This window comes from Ahrensia marina (assembly GCF_042140245.1).
In the GTDB taxonomy this organism is placed as follows: Bacteria; Pseudomonadota; Alphaproteobacteria; order Rhizobiales; family MH13; genus MH13.
The window spans coordinates 1,574,614-1,591,057 of record NZ_CP159483.1; the positions used below are offsets into that span (position 1 = coordinate 1,574,614).

Below are 16,444 nucleotides of genomic sequence, written 5' to 3' on the forward strand. Positions count from 1 at the left end.
AAGCCGGTTAGGGCGAGTGATCGTGCGGGATCGGTGGCTCTTCGCGCATCAGCAAGATCGTCACGCGACGGTTGGCCGGAAGTGCCGGATCATTGGTAAACAACGGTTCACTGTCGGCGCGGCCGATGACACCAGCAAAGCGCTCGGCTGGAACGCCATTGTCTTGCAAGATACGGCGTGAAGCGTTGGCGCGGTCTGCTGAAAGTTCCCAATCAGTGTAGGAGGGATTGAGTGGCGGTGCTGACGAGGCCGACGTGTGGCCTGTGATCTGCACGCGATAGGGGAACTGGCGCAGTGTCGGGGCCATTTGAGCCAGCAGCAGCCGTGTTGTTTCGTAAGGATACTTCGACCCTTCTGGGAACATGGAACGGCCATCCTGATCGACCAGCGAGACATGCAGCCCCTCTTCATTCTCTTCCAGAATGATGTGCTGGGAGAGTTCGGTGATCTCAGGCAGTGCCTGCCAGGCTTGACGCAGGGATGCAGCAGCCGTGGCGAAGCGGCGCGGGATCTCCGTCTCGGCTTGCTCGATAGTATGCGTGTTCGCTTCAGGCCCCTGAAGCGGTCGCATATCGTGCCGCTCGTTGGCGAACTCAGAATCTTCTGGCGTTTCAACGATGCCGACGCGACGCACGAAATCACGAAGTGGTGCGCCCTCAACCTCGATCATGCCGGAACGGCGAATGATCTCCTGGCTGCCGAAAGCATCGCGCATGGAACCGGCAACAATTTGCAGCTTCTGCTGATCCTGAATGGAAAAGGAGATGATGAGCACGAAGAAGCACACCAAAATGGACATAAGGTCAGCAAAGGTGACCAGCCATTCTGGGACGCCGCCGCCGGATGCCTTTTTGCGTGCCATCGTTCTGCGCTCCGCTTACGCTGCTTCAGCGGCCAGTTCAGCGCGCGCTTTTTCCGGAAGGTATGCCAACAGCATTTCGCGGATAAGTGTCGGGCTTTTGTTCTCGCGAATCTGCGTGACGCCATCGATCACCAGCGAGAGGTTGACCTCGTCCACGGCAAACTTGGCTTCCAGCTTGTCGGCAATGGGCAGGCAGACAAGGTTGGCCAGAATAGCGCCGTACATGGTGGTCAAAAGCGCGATGGCCATCGCCGGACCGATGGTGGATGGGTCATCCATGTTGGCCAGCAGTTGCACCAGACCAACAAGCGTTCCGATCATGCCGAAGGCTGGGGCAGCGTCGCCAAGGGATTTGAAGACGCGCTGGCCCTCGGCCAACCGTTCCAATGACAGGTCACGCTCGCGTTCCAGGCTCTCGCGAATAAACGCTGGCTCAAAGCCGTCGGTGACATATTGTGTGCCCTTTTGCAGCAAAGGGTGGGAGACTTCCACATTCTCCAGACCCAAGGGACCGCTCTTGCGCACCACATCACCGAGGTTGGCGATTTCTTCAACCAGTTCGCTTGGTGAAACCTTCTTGTGCGTGAAAGCAGCCTTGCCACCCATAACCAAAGCCTGGCCGATGCCCGACAGAGGAAAGCGAATAAGCGTTGCGGCAAACCCACCACCAATCACGATCAGGATCGAGGGAAGATCGACGAACTGTCCGATGCTGCCACCTAGGAGCATCGCAACCAGGACGACGGCGGTTCCGGCCAAAATGCCGATAATCGTTGCTAAATCCATGGGGTCACCCAGGCCTTGCGCTGTTCTCACGTGCAGTCAGCCACTGCACCTTTCGCGTGCAGAGTAGGCAGCCGATGGAAAACGAGAGCTAAATGCCGTGCGTTAAAAACCACAGAGTTTGCGAAAGCTGCACTTAGGGTTAGTGCGCGGTAAACAGCGCAGCAACACCTCATTAACCGTAGCGGTTTAAGGTTGCTTAACCCTTCTTTGGTGCGAGCGTTTGAGCGTTGCGTGCCCGGCAAAGCAGCCCTTTGGTATGAGCGTGCGTTCCTCTTCTCTGATCGTTTTTGGGGCCTTCGCCTCTCTGACCATTGTGCCTTTGGGCTTGATGGGCGTTGAGCCTGCGCAAGCACAGAGCCAGGGCGAAGTGGACGCTGGTGATCGCTATGCAACGGTTTCCCAAAGCGGCGGTGATCCTGATCTGACGGGTCAAGCGTCTGCCGGCCAACAAGTTGTTGGAGCAGATGACCTTGTCCGTTTCTCTCTGCCTGACACTGATCTGGTGACGGGTGCTGTCGATACGCCCCCGACACCTGAGCTTGCCACGCAGCAAGGTATTGATGTTCCTGACCCTTACGCGCCAATTGGTATTCGTTCTGGCCCGCTAACCTGGTTTCCGGCGATTGATTTGGCTGTCGGTTATGACAGCAACACCGACAGTGAGGTGGATGCACGCCAAGTGCGCACGCTCACCCTGTCGCCAGAGATTTCGGTTGAGAGCGATTGGAGCCGTCATGCGTGGACTGGCAGTCTGCGCGGCTCGCTGGAGTATGTTGACGATGGGCGCGACCTTGGTCGCTCGCTGGCCATCGACAATGAGTTGCGTCTTGATCTCGGGCTGGAAACCACTGTGACGTTGCGCGGTGGTTACACCCTGACCGGAGAGCCTGACAGCGATGACAACGCCGCTGCGGGTGCTGATGGGAGCACAGACACCCATGAGTTTGAGGTCGGTGCCACAGTCGCGCGCACCATTGGTCCGGTTGAGGCAAGCCTTGGGGTGGACGCCTCGCGCTCACTTTTCAGCGACACCAATTTGGCAGGCGGTGGTGTGCAATCCAACGAGGATCGCAATCGTTTCGATGGAGACTTGACCATGCGCCTCTCGCAAGCGCCTGGGCCGATCATGCGCCCCTTTGTAGAAGGCACGATTGGTCTGCGGCGGTTTGACGAGCGTGTCGATCGCAATGGTTTTGAGCGCAACAGCCTGGGCTACGGGTTGCGCGGCGGCTTGACGATTGCCGATGATGGACCGCTCAGCGGTGAGGCCTCTATTGGCTTTGCTGGCGAGCAATTTGCTGACGATCAGCTGGAGGATGTGCTCACCCTTACAGCTGCCGCATCTCTCACCTGGGATGTGACTGCGCTGACAAGCGTAACGCTTGATGTGGAAACCGAGCTTGACCCGACAACTCGTGCAGGCTCCGGTGTTGGCATCAATCGTTCCGCAGAGCTGGGCCTGACACATGCCCTGCGACGCAATGTGGATCTGCGCTTGGGTGTTGGTGTTGATGACACGGTGTTCAGCGGAATTGATGCTGAAACGCGCACCTATTCCGGCCGCGCAGGTCTGACCTGGCGCGCGTCACCCATCGTCGCGTTCCGTCTTGATACCACCTATGAACACGAGCCTGATGATGATGGCGATATCAACCGCTTCACCGCCCAAGCCGGCGTGACGTTGCGGCGCTAAACACTGTTTGGGATCGTTGCAGCGAGATAAAACCGCTTAGCTGACCCCGCCATATGCAACGCCCGATAGCGCGGCCATGTCTTTCTTCCATGTGGTGAGATCATGGCGATTGAACTTGGACAAGTGATCATGGCCGCAGGCCCGCGCCATCACCTGCATGAGTTCCACCGAAGCTTCGAAGAAGTTGGTCAGCTGGCGCGCTGACTTTTCCACCACTATGCGGTTCACCAGATGCGGTTTTTGCGTTGCGATCCCAACCGGGCAGTTGTTGGTGTGGCAGGCGCGCATAGCGATGCAGCCGATGGCTTGCATCGCCGCGTTGGAAACCGCGATAGCGTCGGCGCCCAGTGCCAGTGCCTTGATGAAATCGGCCGGCTTTCGCAGGCCCCCGGTGATAACAAGCGACACGTCTTCACGCCCAAGGCTATCGAGATGCGCGCGGGCGCGTGCCAGCGCTGGGATGGTCGGCACAGAGATGTTGTCGCGGAACAAGATGGGCGCGGCGCCCGTGCCACCACCACGGCCATCCAAGATGATGTAGTCCACGCCAACCTCCAGAGCGGCATCGATGTCCTTTTCGATATGTTGGGCCGACAGTTTGTAGCCGATGGGAATGCCACCGGTCCGGCTTCTCACCTCGTCTGCAAAGGCTTTGATTTGCGATGGCTTCGTCCAATCGGGGAAACGCGGAGGTGATATCGCGTCTTCACCTTCTGCTATTCCACGTACCTCGGCGATTTTTCCCTGGTTCTTTGCGCCAGGCAGGTGTCCACCCGTTCCAGTTTTTGCGCCTTGGCCGCCTTTGAAATGAAAGGCTTGGACATTGGCCAGCTTCTCCCAATCAAAGCCGAAGCGGGCAGAGGCCAGTTCGTAGAAGTAGCGCGAGTTTGCTTCCTGCTCCTCTGGAAGCATGCCGCCTTCGCCGGAACAGATCCCGGTTCCGGCCAGTTCAGCACCACGAGCAAGGGCCACTTTGGCCGGCTCGGACAGGGCGCCGAAAGACATGTCAGACACAAACAGGGGTATCTTCAAGCGCAGCGGCTTTTGGGCGTTTGGACCAATTACCACCTCGGTGCCAACAGCGTCCTCGTCGAGCAATGGCGGCTTGTGCAGCTGGGCGGTGAGCAGCTGGAGATCGTCCCAACTGGGAAGCTGCTCGCGAGGTACCCCCATGGATTCGACGATGCCATGGTGGCCGGTCTTTGATAGGCCATCGCGTGCATATTGCTGAATAAGCCCGTTCAGCGGCTCTTCGGCTGTGCCATGAGAGGTGTCGGCATAGAGGCCAAGATAGGCATCACGATTAAAGGGCTGCGGATTTTTTTGTGCCCATGCGCTGATTTCATCCGCATCGACGCAAACCTCATCACCCTCTACCCAGGAGGAGAATTTGGGGAGTTGCTCCTCATTGGCGTACTCTGAGATGCCAGTGTCGAGCCGGTAATCCCAATCGTGCACACCGCAGATAAGGTTCTGGCCGCGTACGAAACCATCGGCCATCAAAGCTCCGCGATGCAGGCAGCGCCCATAAAACACTGAGACTTCGTCATCGAACCGGACGATGACAAGATCGACATCAGCCACCAGCGCATAGGTTGGTGTGCGGTCGGCCAGTTCGCTCCAACGCGCGACATTTGTCTTCTTCATGGCTTAGTTCCCCCGTTTCAACCTACCACCTTGACGTGTGTGGTGTTGGGGTCAAGCCACTAAAAAGCCCGACGTTTCCGCCGGGCTTTCTTCATTAAGCCATAGGGAGCTGGCTTACTGTCTGGATTGTTTAACCCTTTTGGGTGTCGGCACTTGCGGTGTCCACCTCGATAGCAGCCGTCTCGGCTTTGCCGTTCGCGCCGTTTGAAATCGCAATTTTGCGGGGTTTCATGGCTTCAGGCAGCTCACGCTTCAGTTCAATGTGAAGCAGGCCGTTTTCCATTGAAGCACCGTTCACTTCGACATAGTCGGCAAGCTGGAAACGGCGCTCAAAGTTTCGGGCTGCAATGCCGCGATACAGGATCTCGCGGGTGTCGCTGGCCACATCAGCACCCTTTTCACCGCGCACATGCAGCGTGTGGTTTTTGGTTTCCACGTGCAGCTCATCGGGGCCGAAACCGGCTACCGCCATGGAAATGCGATAGGCGTTCTCGCCGGTGCGCTCAATGTTGTAGGGCGGATAAGAATTTGTCTCGTTTGAGACCGTCTGGTCGAGCATGGAAAAGAGCCGATCAAAACCGACGGTGGAACGATAAAGGGGCGAATAATCAACACGCATGTGTGTTCTCCATAAGAAGCAACAGTTGAAAGGTTACGCCGATGGCAGAGCTCGTCACGAGCGTCGCGATCCCATCTGGCTATCGCTGCTGTCACCTGCGCTGAAGGCCCGTTTGGCGCCTTCGAGAGTATAGCTGCGTATTGGACGAGCTGTTTTCAAGGGGGGCCTTTCTGCAGGCCTGCTAACCCCTTTTTGCACCGCCTTTTTTCCCTGAACCGAAAATGAACACATGCTTCCAAATGGGTTCAGGGGGCGGTCGCTAGTGTCTGATCATCGCTGAGGCAAACCCCACCTGCTTCCACCACTGCCCAGCACAGATGGTTCTAAGGAGACGATGATGACCAATCGCAAAACCCTGATGAAAACCGCCATCGCCGGTGCGCTGGCTTTCGGTACCCTCGCAGGCGGCGCTAACGTTGCCAACGCGACGAACTTCCACTTCAGCTGGTCGACGCCGCAAGGCACCTTCACGCTTGGCCCGAACGGCCACCACTTCACTCCGCGCTACCACCAGCCGCGCTATCAGCCACCGCGTCATGTTCGCGAGCAGATCCGTCCGCGTCAGGCGCGTCGCATTCTGCGCCAGGCGGGCTTCCGGGACATCTCGTTCCTGCGTGAGCGCAACCGCGTTTATGTGTTTGAGGCTCGCGGCCAGCGCGGTTACCGCCGCATCGCCGTCAACAAGTTCAACGGCAACATCATCTGGCGTTGGGGTCGTGGGTAACACCCGACCTTCCCCCCCCGAATTCCAGAATGGGCTTAGACGGTCGCCGATCCGCCCTCCAGGTGGCTATCTAGGACCGAGGCTGGTGTCCCCTTTGTGGGACGCCAGCCTTTCTTGCTTGGATGGCGCTTTGAGAAAACCGTTTTGCACCCGCTACACAGGCGACCACGGCAACACTGACAACTGCCATGATGAGGCTTACCTCCTCGCGCAGCAGTCCAGCTGCAAGCAGCAAACCGAAAAAGGGTTGCAGCAGCTGCAGTTGCGATACGGCGGCAACGCCGCCTTGGGCCAGCCCACGATACCAAAAGGCGAAGCCAATAAACATTGAAAACATCGACACATAGCCAAGCGCTGTCCAGCTTGACGTTCCGATCCCAGCCAGAGTGTCGGGGAAGGTGATAAGGCTGAGGACAAGCATCAGCGGCAGCGAGATCACCAGAGCCCAGGAGATCACCTGCCATCCGCCCAATGTGCGGGAAAGTCTGCCTCCTTCTGCGTAGCCAAGACCGCAAACGATGACGGCCGCGACCATAAAGGCATCGCCGATCAGCACCCCGGATGATGCTTCGCTGAGGGCAAATCCAACGACGAAGGCGCTGCCAGCTAGGGAGAATGCCCAGAAAGCGGGATGAGGGCGTTCACCAGCGCGCATGACACCGAAGATGGCCGTCGCCAGGGGCAGCAGCGCGATGAACACAATCGAGCGGGCTGATGTGATGTGTTGCAAGGCGAGTGCGGTGAAGAGAGGAAAACCCACGACAACACCGAGTGCAACGATGACGAGCGATGGGATGTCCGTGCGGTCGGGACGTTTCTGGCGCAGACAGACAAGCGTTGCGACAGCCAAGAGCCCAGCCAGTGCAGCCCGCGCGACGGTTAAGAAAAGGGGGTCGAAATCAGCGACAGCCACACGCGTTGCGGGCAGCGAACCACTGAAAATGATCACGCCGATAAGGCCAAAGATCCAACCGTTCTTGCTCTGGTTCATCAAACACTCCCTTTGCCTCCCCCAAGGGCGCCGACAGCGATGGATTCTCCAGAGACAGTGCAGTACAATTTCATAAAAGTGTACTGATACAAATTGGTGTACAGATGAGCCTAAGCAAAAACATTGCAGAGCCTAGCCAGACCCGCGTCGACATGGTGATGGGCGCTGTTCGCCGTCAAATTGCGGGCCAGCATAGTCAGCCCGGTGCCAGACTCACCTCCATCCGCGCCATGGCCGAGCGGCTTGGGGTTTCGAAGTCCACTGTGGTTGAGGCTTATGATCGGCTGGTTGCCGAGGGTGCGATCACGTCGCGACCTGGCGCTGGCTTTTTTGCCTCCGGCCATTTGCCGCCTTTGTCGTTGGCACCTGTTGACCCGTCAGCCCACCGTGACGTTGATCCGGTTTGGATGACGCGCCGCGCGCTCAATCACGACGCCAGTTTGATGAAGCCCGGCTGCGGTTGGCTTCCGGCGTCTTGGATGCCCGGCGATGACATCGCGAGGGCATTGCGCCGCTTGGCGCGAGAAGGGGATGGTCACCTTGTTGACTACGCAAGCCCCCACGGTCTTGCGCCGCTTCGCCAACTTCTTGCGCGACGGTTGGCAGATCGGGGTATTGAAGCGCCCCCACAGCACATCATGATCACCGAATCGGGCACGCAAGCCGTTGATCTGCTGTGCCGGTTTTTGCTGAAACCGGGCGATACGGTGCTGCTTGATGATCCATGTTACTTCAATTTTCACGCCTTGATGCGGGCTCACCGTGTGAATGTGGTCAGTGTTCCGTACACTCCAAACGGCCCCGATCTTACCCAACTGGAGCATGTGCTTGGTGCTCATCGGGTGCGGCTCTACATCACCAACTCTGCGCTGCATAATCCAACGGGCGCGACGTTGTCGCCGGTTGTGGCTCATCGTGTGTTGAAGCTTGCTGAGGCACACGATGTTCTGATCATTGAGGATGATATTTTTGCCGATTTTGAGCAAGAACCAGCGCCGCGCTTGGCTGCGTTTGACGGGTTGGACCGGGTCATCCATGTCGGCAGCTTTTCCAAGACACTCTCAGCTGCGGTGCGATGCGGTTTCATTGCCGCTCGTTCTGATTGGATAGAGGAACTGGTTGATCTGAAGCTCGCGACATCGTTCGGGGGCGGTGCTTTCTCCTCCGATCTTGTCTTTAGGCTGCTGACCGATGGCGCTTATCGTCGGCATATGAGCAGTGTACGCACACGGCTGGCCGATGCGATGGGCAAAGTGATCCGTCAGCTCCACACCATCGGGATAGAGCCGGTCTTGGAGCCAAAAGGTGGGATGTTTCTTTGGTGTAAACTGCCTGGCGGGTTGGACGCGGCGCAGGTGGCACGCAATGCTTTTGCCCGTAGCGTTGTGCTGGCGCCTGGCCAAGCGTTCAGTCTGCGCGAGGAGGCCTGCACGTTTTTGCGGTTCAATGTGGCGCAAACCTTGGACCCCACCATTCTTCCCGCTGTCGAACGCGCGATGTTGCAAGCCCACCCAGAGTGAGGCAAGAGACCTGCTATGGCGGTAGTACAACCGAAAATGAGCGACGATGTAGAGCGCCCGGAATCCATCGTTGGTGAGGATGGCGCGTTTCTCTATTGGGTCGATGGCATGCCCATGCAGCGCTTGCACCGGGTGTTCTATCTTTCCGTCGGCTTGCGCCGGACCGCACGGGTGCGCGTTGCACACTTTCGTCCGTTGGGCACAGCGCTTGGCACACTGATCCTGATGCACGGACGCAGCGAGTTCATCGAAAAATACGCCGATGTTATCGCGCACTATGTGAAGCTTGGCTTTGTGGTCGTCACATTTGATTGGCGCGGTCAGGGGCTTTCGAGTTGAGTTTTGCGCAATGAACCGCGCAAAGGCCATATCCATGACTTCGATGCCTATGTGCGTGACTTGCAGATTGTGATCGAGAAGGGTGTGTTGCCAGATTGCCCGCTGCCGCTGATGGGGCTTGCCCATTCGATGGGTGGGCTGCTGGCGCTGCACATGCTGATACGCAAACCACTTTGGTTTGATCGGATGGTGTTGTCAGTGCCGCTGTTGCGCTTCAACGTGAAAACCGCTTCGCACCAGACCATTGCGCGTGGTGCTAAATGGGCCACTTGGATGGGGCTTGGTCAGTCTTTTCCACCAGGAGTCGGTGAAACGCTTTCGGGGTCCGGTCCCTTCAAGGACAATGCGGTAACTTCTGATCCCAAACGGTACGCGGCGGTCTCCAGTATGTTGTCCGACCATCCTGATCTTGGCCTGGGCGGGCCGACCTTTGGCTGGCTGCACCGAGTTTCGCGGGGCATGGCGCGTGTATGGGATCAGGACTTTCTTGATCAGATCAAAACGCCGTGCATGTTTGTCCAAGCTGGGCATGATGATGTTGTTTCGCCCGATGCCATTGAGCGGATGGCCGCGGCTGTTCCCACCGCGACGTTACTGCGTTTGCCGCGATCCAAGCACGAGCCGATGTTTGAGCGCGATGCGATCCGCGATCTGTTTCTAGCAGCGACAGAGGCCTTTTTCTCCATCCCAGAACTGCGCGATCGCAACCTTAAGCGGACCTTGGAGAACTTTGACGTGTCGTTGCTCTAGCAATCGCGTTTTCTACCGCGCGGCTGGTGCCAGCAACTCTGTTGCTTCTGCGATGAGCGTTTTGTCACCGACGGCGAGCACCTGACCAGAAAACGCGTCGTTCACTGTTGCAAGGGGAGCGCCGTGCCAGTCGGTCACGGATCCTCCGGCGGCCTCAATGATTGGAACGAGGGGCAGGATGTCATAAGGGCTAAGACCGCTTTCTACCACGATATCGGCGGTACCAGAAGCGATCAGCGCGTAGCTGTACCAGTCGGTGCCGTAGCGCACGCTGCGTGCCCTGGCCTCCAGCGTGTCATAGGCCGCGCGCTCTTTCCCATCGAACAATGCCGGCGTCGTCGTCATCAGTGTGGCGTTGCTGAGCGCGTCTGTTGCGCGCGTTGCCATGGCCCGTGTTTCATCACTTTTGGACCAAAGTGCTGATCCATTGCCAGGTGCGCTGAAAGCCTCATCAATAAAGGGCTGATGGGCAAGACCTGCCACGGGTTTGTGTTGATGCATCAGACCCACCAGCATGCCCCAGAGCGGCACGCCAGCAACAAAAGCGCGTGTGCCATCAATCGGGTCGATTACCCATACAAAAGGGGCGTCGAGCCGCACATTGCCGAACTCTTCACCGAAAATGCCATCCTCGGGAAAGTGCTTCTCAATAAGGGTGCGCAGCGCGGCCTCGCAGTTGCGGTCGCCTTCGGTCACGGGGTCATAACCGCCTGTGCCTGCTTGCTTGTTGTCGATGGTCATGGCCGTGCGGAAAAACGGCAAGGTCTCACGACGCGCGATGGTTTGCATTTGCTCAAACAGGGCTGAGCGGGCGGCAATAGCAGTGTCGGGTGCGTCAGTCATTGTCCGGTATCGTCACGTGATTCATGGGTATGGCCATCGCATGGACAATTGTCCTGACCAACTGGTTTTTGGCGCAGTCGGAATGAAAGAGCCTAGGGTGGTCGGCGTGGCTGTGGATGAGTTGCGTTGGTATTTCGACACTTTGTGTCTGTATTGATCGTTTCTGCGCAACAATTGTTCGCCCGCGTTGCTAAAGCGCGACATTTTTGAGCAACTGGTCAAAAAACGTATCGGCCGCCTTGACTTGTTGCGGTGCACACCTCATTTTTGCAGTGCGTCATGGCCCTCCCGGCGTGACGTAATGCCCTCCTTGGGCGTTTCCTCCCTAGACTTGAGCCGTTTGACCTTCGGGTTAAACGGCTTTTTTTTGGCTTGATGGAATGGGCTATTCGGCGGCTGCGCGATCTACCGGTGCTAAGACCTCAACATCGAGCAAAAACAAGGCATCCATCGTCTCGCTCAGGGCGTCCATAACGGCGTTGAAGCCCGCATTGGGGAGAAGTGTGCGCTCGTTCATGTAGAGACCGCGATTGATCTCCAATTGCACCGCGTGAATGCCCTTGTCGGGGCGACCATAATGTTCGGTGATGAAGCCCCCAGCATAGGGTTTGTTGCGGGCAACGGCGAAACCAAGGTCGCGCAGCACATCAACGATGGTTTCAGAAATCTGCGGTGCGCAACTGGCGCCAAACCGATCGCCAACCACAAAGTCTGTGCTCAGCGTGCCGCTGGATGTGCGAATGAGCGAGGGCATGGAATGGCAATCAACCAAAACCGACGCGCCAAAGCGCACATGTGTTTGCGCCAAAGCCCGTCGCAGTGCGGAATGGTAGGGCTTGTAGAGCTTTTCCACCCGCTCCATGGCATCGGCCACTGGCAGTTTCCGCCGATAGATTGGCTGACGGTCACCAACAACGCGCGGAACCGTGCCCAAACCGCCGGCAACTCTAAGCGATGCCGTGTTGGCAAAGGCGGGCAGTGCATCGGAAAACATCCGTGGATCAAGCTCATAAGGCTCGCGGTTCACATCGCAATAGCAGCGTGGAAAGCGCGCGGTGATCATTGGGGCGCCTTTTTGCACCGACGGGGTGATCAGCCGATCGACATAGGTGTCTTCGGAGCGACGAAGATCGAGCGTTGAGAGTTGCGATGCTTCTAAAAAGTTGCGTGGATAGCTGGTGCCAGAATGGGGCGAACCGAACACAAACGGCACCGTTTGCGTGATCGGCACAAGCAGATCATAGGGTGGTGCTGTATCGAAGGATTCAACTGTGTCCATCAAGGCCCAAGGTCTGTTTGGCGTTGAGGCGAAAAAACGCGCTGCTACGCAAAGTGTTGGGTTGAGGATCGCAGGTTCACTTGGCGAAGTCCACCGTGTGTGAGGGTTGCCAATTGGAATGATTTATCAACCAGTCCGGTGGGTTGTGCGTTCAATTCTTCCGGCAAAAGCCTGCTTTGGCTTCCCAAGAAAGGGGCATCGCCGTATGTAAGCGGGCGTAGCAGCAACTCGAATCATTGACGTTGGTTGCTGCCCTGCCTTTTGATTTCGGGCCTTGCTTGTTTTCGGCCCTGGCGATGATTGATGAGATAAGCAGACATGACACGGATACTGTTGGCCGAAGATGACAACGACATGCGCCGCTTTTTGGCCAAAGCGTTGGAAAATGCTGGCTATGAGGTGGTGTCGTTTGACAATGGCCAGAGCGCCTACAATCGGCTGAACGAAGAGCCATTTACGCTGCTGCTCACCGATATTGTAATGCCGGAAATGGACGGTATTGAGCTTGCCCGTAAGGCAACCGCGCTCGACCCGGAAATCAAAGTCATGTTCATCACCGGTTTTGCGGCTGTGGCGTTGAACCCAGACGCGAACACGCCCAAAGACGCCAAAGTTCTCTCCAAACCCTTCCATCTGAAAGACCTGGTGGATGAGGTTGAAAAGCTTCTGGCGGCTTAACAGGCAAATCCCTTCGCAAGCGCTTTTGCCCGCTTGCATCGCTTCAGTTTACCCGATAAGACCTCGCCACCGTTGAGGGCGCGTAGCTCAGCGGGAGAGCACTTCGTTGACATCGAAGGGGTCGGCAGTTCGATCCTGCCCGCGCCCACCATTTTTATTCCCGCTCATTTGGCTTTCCGCCAGGCGTTGCCCCGTGCTTTTCTCATGGGTCCATCGCGATGGGGCCGCTGTTGGCTAAGCGCTTGCCGATAGGCATCAGCTATAGATGCTGGATCAAGGCTGAGATGAGGATTGGCGCTAGCTTGCTTGACATTCTCCAGCTTGCTTGGCATGGACTGTCCAAGCTTTTTTCAAGGCGCGCAGCAATGCGCGCCCTTTTATTTGTGGCACCGATCCAACACGTGCCGCGTCTGTTGTGAAGGTCCGTTGTTATGAAGATCAAGAACTCGCTGAAATCGCTGATGAAGCGTCATCGCGACAATCGCATGGTGCGTCGTCGTGGCCGTGTTTACATCATCAACAAGACCCAGGGTCGCTTTAAAGCGCGCCAGGGCTAAGCCTGTTTCCTAAGCTGTAGGGCTATATGCTCACGGCTTGGTGATTTTGACGAACCGCATGACCTGATGCAGACTTCAGGGCATGCGGTTTTTCTTTGCCCGTTTGACATTTGATTCGCTCCTGGCACGAAACGCCGGGCTTGCTATGGGACTGCTCTTCGGGCTTGTCTTGGCTGTGCCGTCGAACGCCAGTGAGAACACTGAAGCTTCGGCCACCGCTCCCGAGGCAGATCAATCTGATAGCGTTGCCGATCCAGTTCACAGTGTTGGTTCTCTGCTTGATGCCCTTGCGCTGAGCGAAGACGGTCAAGCTGCTGACGTTTTGGCCCGTCAGGTACAAAATCTTTGGAACCAGTCGGGCAGCGAGGCGGTTGACCTGTTGATGCGGCGGGCATCCGTTGCGATGCGCTCGCGCGACTTTCCCATGGCACTTGACCTCTTAGACACGGTGATCGCGCTTGAGCCTGATTATGCTGAAGGTTGGAACCGACGTGCCACCGTGCACTATTTGCGCGAGGATTATGCGCGCTCGATAGCGGATGTGGAACAGGTTTTACGCCTTGAGCCTCGCCATTTTGGGGCCCTCAGCGGCATCGGGTTTATTCTTGAAGAGCTTGGCCAAGACGCTCAAGCGCAGCTTTTCCTTGCCGAAGCTTTGCGTGTTCATCCGCATATGGATCGCACGCGTGAGGTGCTTGGTGCTATTGAACGGCGATTGCGCGGCGCACCCATTTGACTGGTTTTCTTGTTGCTCTGATTGTTCTTGTCGGCGCTGCTGGCGTGGTCACGCAGGTTGGTGCTGTATGGTTGAACCATGCGCATCCGCCACAGGGTCGCCTCATCGACGTGGACGGCGTCACCGTACATTTGGTGGAGAACGGCACACCCTCAGACGGCCAGCCAAGTCTGCTTTTCGTTCATGGCGCGAGCTCCAATCATCGGGAGTTTATGATTGCGCTTGGGGATCATCTTCCTGAGCGCTTTGGCACTGGGTTTCACGCGCTTTACGTTGATCGGCCCGGGCAAGGAAACAGTGAGCGACTTCCTGGCGATCATTCACCGCGTGTGCAAGCTGATAGGCTCATCGCAGCCGCCCAAGCAGCGGGCGCCACGCGCATCATCGCTGTTGGCCACAGTTGGGGTGGGGCTGTGGTTGCGCAGATGGCGGTGCACCACAGCGATGTTGTGGACGGCGCGGTGTTCGTTGCGCCGGCTACCCATCCATGGCCCGGCGGAGTGGATTGGTTTTACGGTCTGGCCAATCAACCGGTTCTTGGTTGGCTTTTCACCCGCCTGATCAGTCTTCCGGCAGGTTGGTTTCAAGTTGAATCTGGCGTGGAAGGGGTGTTTGCGCCGGAACCACCAAGGCCAGACTATGCCGACCAGCTGATGCCGCGCTTGGTGCTAAGGCCACACGCTTTTCAGGCCAACGCAGAGGATGTTTACCGCCTCAAACCGTTCGTCGTCGATGAAGCGGCAAGCTATCAAAACATCACCATGCCTGTTCGGATCATCACCGGCGATGCGGACGGTGTTGTCCTGCCGCATATCCATTCAGATGGATTGGAGCGAGACATCGCTGGGGCCCAAAAGGTCGTCATTGAAGGTGGCGGGCATATGCCGCACCAAACCCACCCGGAGCTGGTGCTAGATGCCATCGATCAAATCGTGGAATCGGCGCGCCCATCGGTCGAGACTGCCGAAGGGTGAGCCTAGCTGTTGCTTTGATCTTCGCGAACAAAGGCAATGCGTAGCATATTGGTGGCCCCAGGGGTGCCAAAGGGTACGCCCGCTGTAATGATGATGCGGTTACCTGGGCTTGCGAAGCCTTGGTTCATCGCCACCGCACATGCCCGCTCCACCATATCGTCAATATCGGTCGCATCATCGGTTGCCACTGGGTGGATGCCCCAGATCAGCGCCAAGCGGCGCGCGGTGCGTATCCGCGGTGTGATCGCGATAATGGGTGTTTGTGGACGTTCGCGGGCTGCGCGCAGGCCCGTGGCCCCAGAGGAGGTGTAGCAGACGAGGGCTGAGAGGTGCAGTGTTTCAGCGATCTGACGGGCTGCTGCTGAAATCGCGTCCGCGCCTGTTGCTTCCGGCTCAGTGCGCTGCGCGTTGATAATGGAACGATAGAGTGGGTCGTTTTCGGTCTCAATGGCGATGGTGTTCATCATCGAGACGGCTTCGTGCGGATAATCGCCAGCAGCGGACTCAGCCGACAGCATGATCGCATCGGCGCCTTCGTAAACGGCGGTTGCAACGTCGGACACTTCGGCGCGTGTTGGCACCGGTGAGGTGATCATGGACTCCAGCATTTGCGTGGCAACCACCACCGGCTTGCCAGCCTTGCGAGCTGCGCGCGTGATGCGTTTCTGGGTGCCGGGCAGGGAGGCCAAGGGCATTTCTACGCCCAGGTCGCCGCGAGCAACCATGATCGCATCGGAAAGCTCGATGATTTCCTCGATCTTCTCCACCGCCTGCGGCTTCTCAATTTTGGACAGGATGCCAGAGCGGCCGCGTGCGATCTTCCGCACTTCGGCGACATCCTCAGGCCGCTGAATAAAGGAAAGCGCGATCCAGTCAGCTTCAGCTTCCAGTGCGGCTGCTAGGTCTCGGCGATCTTTTTCCGTCAGTGCGCCACCTGAAATGGTGGTGTCAGGCAAGCTGACGCCCTTGCGGCTTGAGAGCTTGCCGCCAACGATGACTTTGGTGTCGATGTAGCTTTTTTGGTCGGTGCCTGTGCACTCCAAACGCAGTTTGCCATCATCGAGAATGAGGGTGTGGCCGACATCCATACCTTCAAAAATCTCAGGATGCGGTAGTTGAACGCGCTCCCCCGTTCCTGGCTCATCCTTGGTGTCGAGGCGGAAAGACGCGCCATTGTCCAGCATCACCGCATCATCGGCAAACATACCAACGCGCAGTTTGGGGCCTTGAATATCAACCAGAATACCGATGGTGCTGCCAACGTCAGCCTCCACCCTGCGGATCTTTTCCATCATCGCCCGCATCTTGTCCGGGTCACCATGGCTCATATTGATCCGGAAAACATCGGCGCCCGCCAGATGCAGCTCTTTGATTTGTTCGACTTCTGAACTTGCCGGCCCGAGGGTGGCGAGAATCTTGACGCTGCGGTTGCGCTTGTGCATGGGC

At 57.5% G+C, this 16,444-nt stretch carries 15 protein-coding genes, 1 tRNA gene and 1 pseudogene; 9 read left to right on the forward strand and 8 right to left on the reverse strand.

Translation table 11 applies throughout. From position 1 onward, the window contains the following. Positions 1-7 precede the first annotated feature (7 nt). Both ABWH92_RS07740 and ABWH92_RS07745 read right to left on the reverse strand, forming a co-directional pair. Complete coding sequence (locus tag ABWH92_RS07740) at positions 8-862, reverse strand: flagellar motor protein MotB (protein ID WP_375573636.1); 855 nt, start codon at positions 860-862, stop codon at positions 8-10. A gap of 15 nt (positions 863-877) precedes the next feature. Beyond that, positions 878-1,648, reverse strand: coding sequence for a motility protein A (locus ABWH92_RS07745; RefSeq protein WP_375573638.1), 771 nt, complete (start codon positions 1,646-1,648; stop codon positions 878-880). Positions 1,649-1,904: 256 nt separating this feature from the next. Between ABWH92_RS07745 and ABWH92_RS07750 the strand changes: the two genes are divergently transcribed. After that, positions 1,905-3,341 carry an outer membrane beta-barrel protein gene (locus ABWH92_RS07750; RefSeq protein ID WP_375573640.1) on the forward strand — a complete coding sequence of 479 codons (1,437 nt, stop codon included), beginning with the start codon at positions 1,905-1,907 and terminating at the stop codon, positions 3,339-3,341. A 36-nt stretch (positions 3,342-3,377) separates the two neighbouring features. Here the strand turns inward: ABWH92_RS07750 and ABWH92_RS07755 are convergent, their stop codons facing one another. Then, positions 3,378-4,988: a glutamate synthase-related protein gene (locus ABWH92_RS07755; protein ID WP_375573642.1), complete on the reverse strand. Its 1,611-nt coding sequence runs from the start codon at positions 4,986-4,988 to the stop codon at positions 3,378-3,380. Positions 4,989-5,118: 130 nt separating this feature from the next. Continuing rightward, complete coding sequence (locus tag ABWH92_RS07760; protein WP_375573644.1) at positions 5,119-5,607, reverse strand: Hsp20 family protein; 489 nt, start codon at positions 5,605-5,607, stop codon at positions 5,119-5,121. Between the two features lie 337 nt (positions 5,608-5,944). On the opposite strand from ABWH92_RS07760, the gene ABWH92_RS07765 reads away from it, so the two are divergent. Next, complete coding sequence (locus ABWH92_RS07765) at positions 5,945-6,331, forward strand: hypothetical protein (RefSeq protein ID WP_375573645.1); 387 nt, start codon at positions 5,945-5,947, stop codon at positions 6,329-6,331. A 70-nt stretch (positions 6,332-6,401) separates the two neighbouring features. Here ABWH92_RS07765 and ABWH92_RS07770 read toward each other — a convergent pair whose 3' ends face one another. Further along, positions 6,402-7,322, reverse strand: a complete 921-nt coding sequence (locus ABWH92_RS07770; protein ID WP_375573647.1) for a DMT family transporter — start codon at positions 7,320-7,322, stop codon at positions 6,402-6,404. Between the two features lie 104 nt (positions 7,323-7,426). On the opposite strand from ABWH92_RS07770, the gene ABWH92_RS07775 reads away from it, so the two are divergent. Beyond that, complete coding sequence (locus tag ABWH92_RS07775) at positions 7,427-8,842, forward strand: PLP-dependent aminotransferase family protein (protein ID WP_375573649.1); 1,416 nt, start codon at positions 7,427-7,429, stop codon at positions 8,840-8,842. A gap of 114 nt (positions 8,843-8,956) precedes the next feature. Then, positions 8,957-9,931 (forward strand): annotated as a pseudogene (locus ABWH92_RS07780) (alpha/beta fold hydrolase). 12 nt (positions 9,932-9,943) lie between these two features. On the opposite strand, the gene ABWH92_RS07785 reads toward ABWH92_RS07780, so the two are convergent. Both ABWH92_RS07785 and ABWH92_RS07790 read right to left on the reverse strand, forming a co-directional pair. Further along, on the reverse strand, positions 9,944-10,774 hold the full coding sequence (locus ABWH92_RS07785) for an inositol monophosphatase family protein (RefSeq protein WP_375573650.1): 831 nt from the start codon (positions 10,772-10,774) through the stop codon (positions 9,944-9,946). A 385-nt stretch (positions 10,775-11,159) separates the two neighbouring features. After that, positions 11,160-12,053, reverse strand: coding sequence for an N-formylglutamate amidohydrolase (locus tag ABWH92_RS07790; RefSeq protein ID WP_375573652.1), 894 nt, complete (start codon positions 12,051-12,053; stop codon positions 11,160-11,162). A 318-nt stretch (positions 12,054-12,371) separates the two neighbouring features. Here ABWH92_RS07790 and cpdR point away from each other — a divergent pair, with 318 nt between their 5' ends. The 5 genes from cpdR (at position 12,372) to ABWH92_RS07815 (ending at position 14,998) form a co-directional block, all read left to right on the forward strand. Continuing rightward, a complete protein-coding gene (gene cpdR / locus ABWH92_RS07795; RefSeq protein ID WP_375573654.1) occupies positions 12,372-12,731 on the forward strand; it encodes a cell cycle two-component system response regulator CpdR in 360 nt (119 codons plus the stop codon). Positions 12,732-12,807: 76 nt separating this feature from the next. Continuing rightward, positions 12,808-12,882: transfer RNA gene (locus ABWH92_RS07800), tRNA-Val, on the forward strand. A gap of 280 nt (positions 12,883-13,162) precedes the next feature. Beyond that, complete coding sequence (ykgO, locus tag ABWH92_RS07805; protein ID WP_375573656.1) at positions 13,163-13,288, forward strand: type B 50S ribosomal protein L36; 126 nt, start codon at positions 13,163-13,165, stop codon at positions 13,286-13,288. A gap of 145 nt (positions 13,289-13,433) precedes the next feature. After that, positions 13,434-14,024, forward strand: a complete 591-nt coding sequence (locus tag ABWH92_RS07810; protein WP_375573657.1) for a tetratricopeptide repeat protein — start codon at positions 13,434-13,436, stop codon at positions 14,022-14,024. Then, positions 14,021-14,998 carry an alpha/beta fold hydrolase gene (locus ABWH92_RS07815; protein ID WP_375573659.1) on the forward strand — a complete coding sequence of 326 codons (978 nt, stop codon included), beginning with the start codon at positions 14,021-14,023 and terminating at the stop codon, positions 14,996-14,998. The genes ABWH92_RS07810 and ABWH92_RS07815 overlap by 4 nt, the downstream gene beginning before the upstream one ends. Before the next feature lie 2 nt (positions 14,999-15,000). Here ABWH92_RS07815 and pyk read toward each other — a convergent pair whose 3' ends face one another. Next, positions 15,001-16,440 (reverse strand): pyruvate kinase, encoded by a 1,440-nt coding sequence (gene pyk, locus ABWH92_RS07820; RefSeq protein ID WP_375573660.1) that lies wholly within the window; start codon positions 16,438-16,440, stop codon positions 15,001-15,003. Positions 16,441-16,444 lie beyond the last annotated feature (4 nt).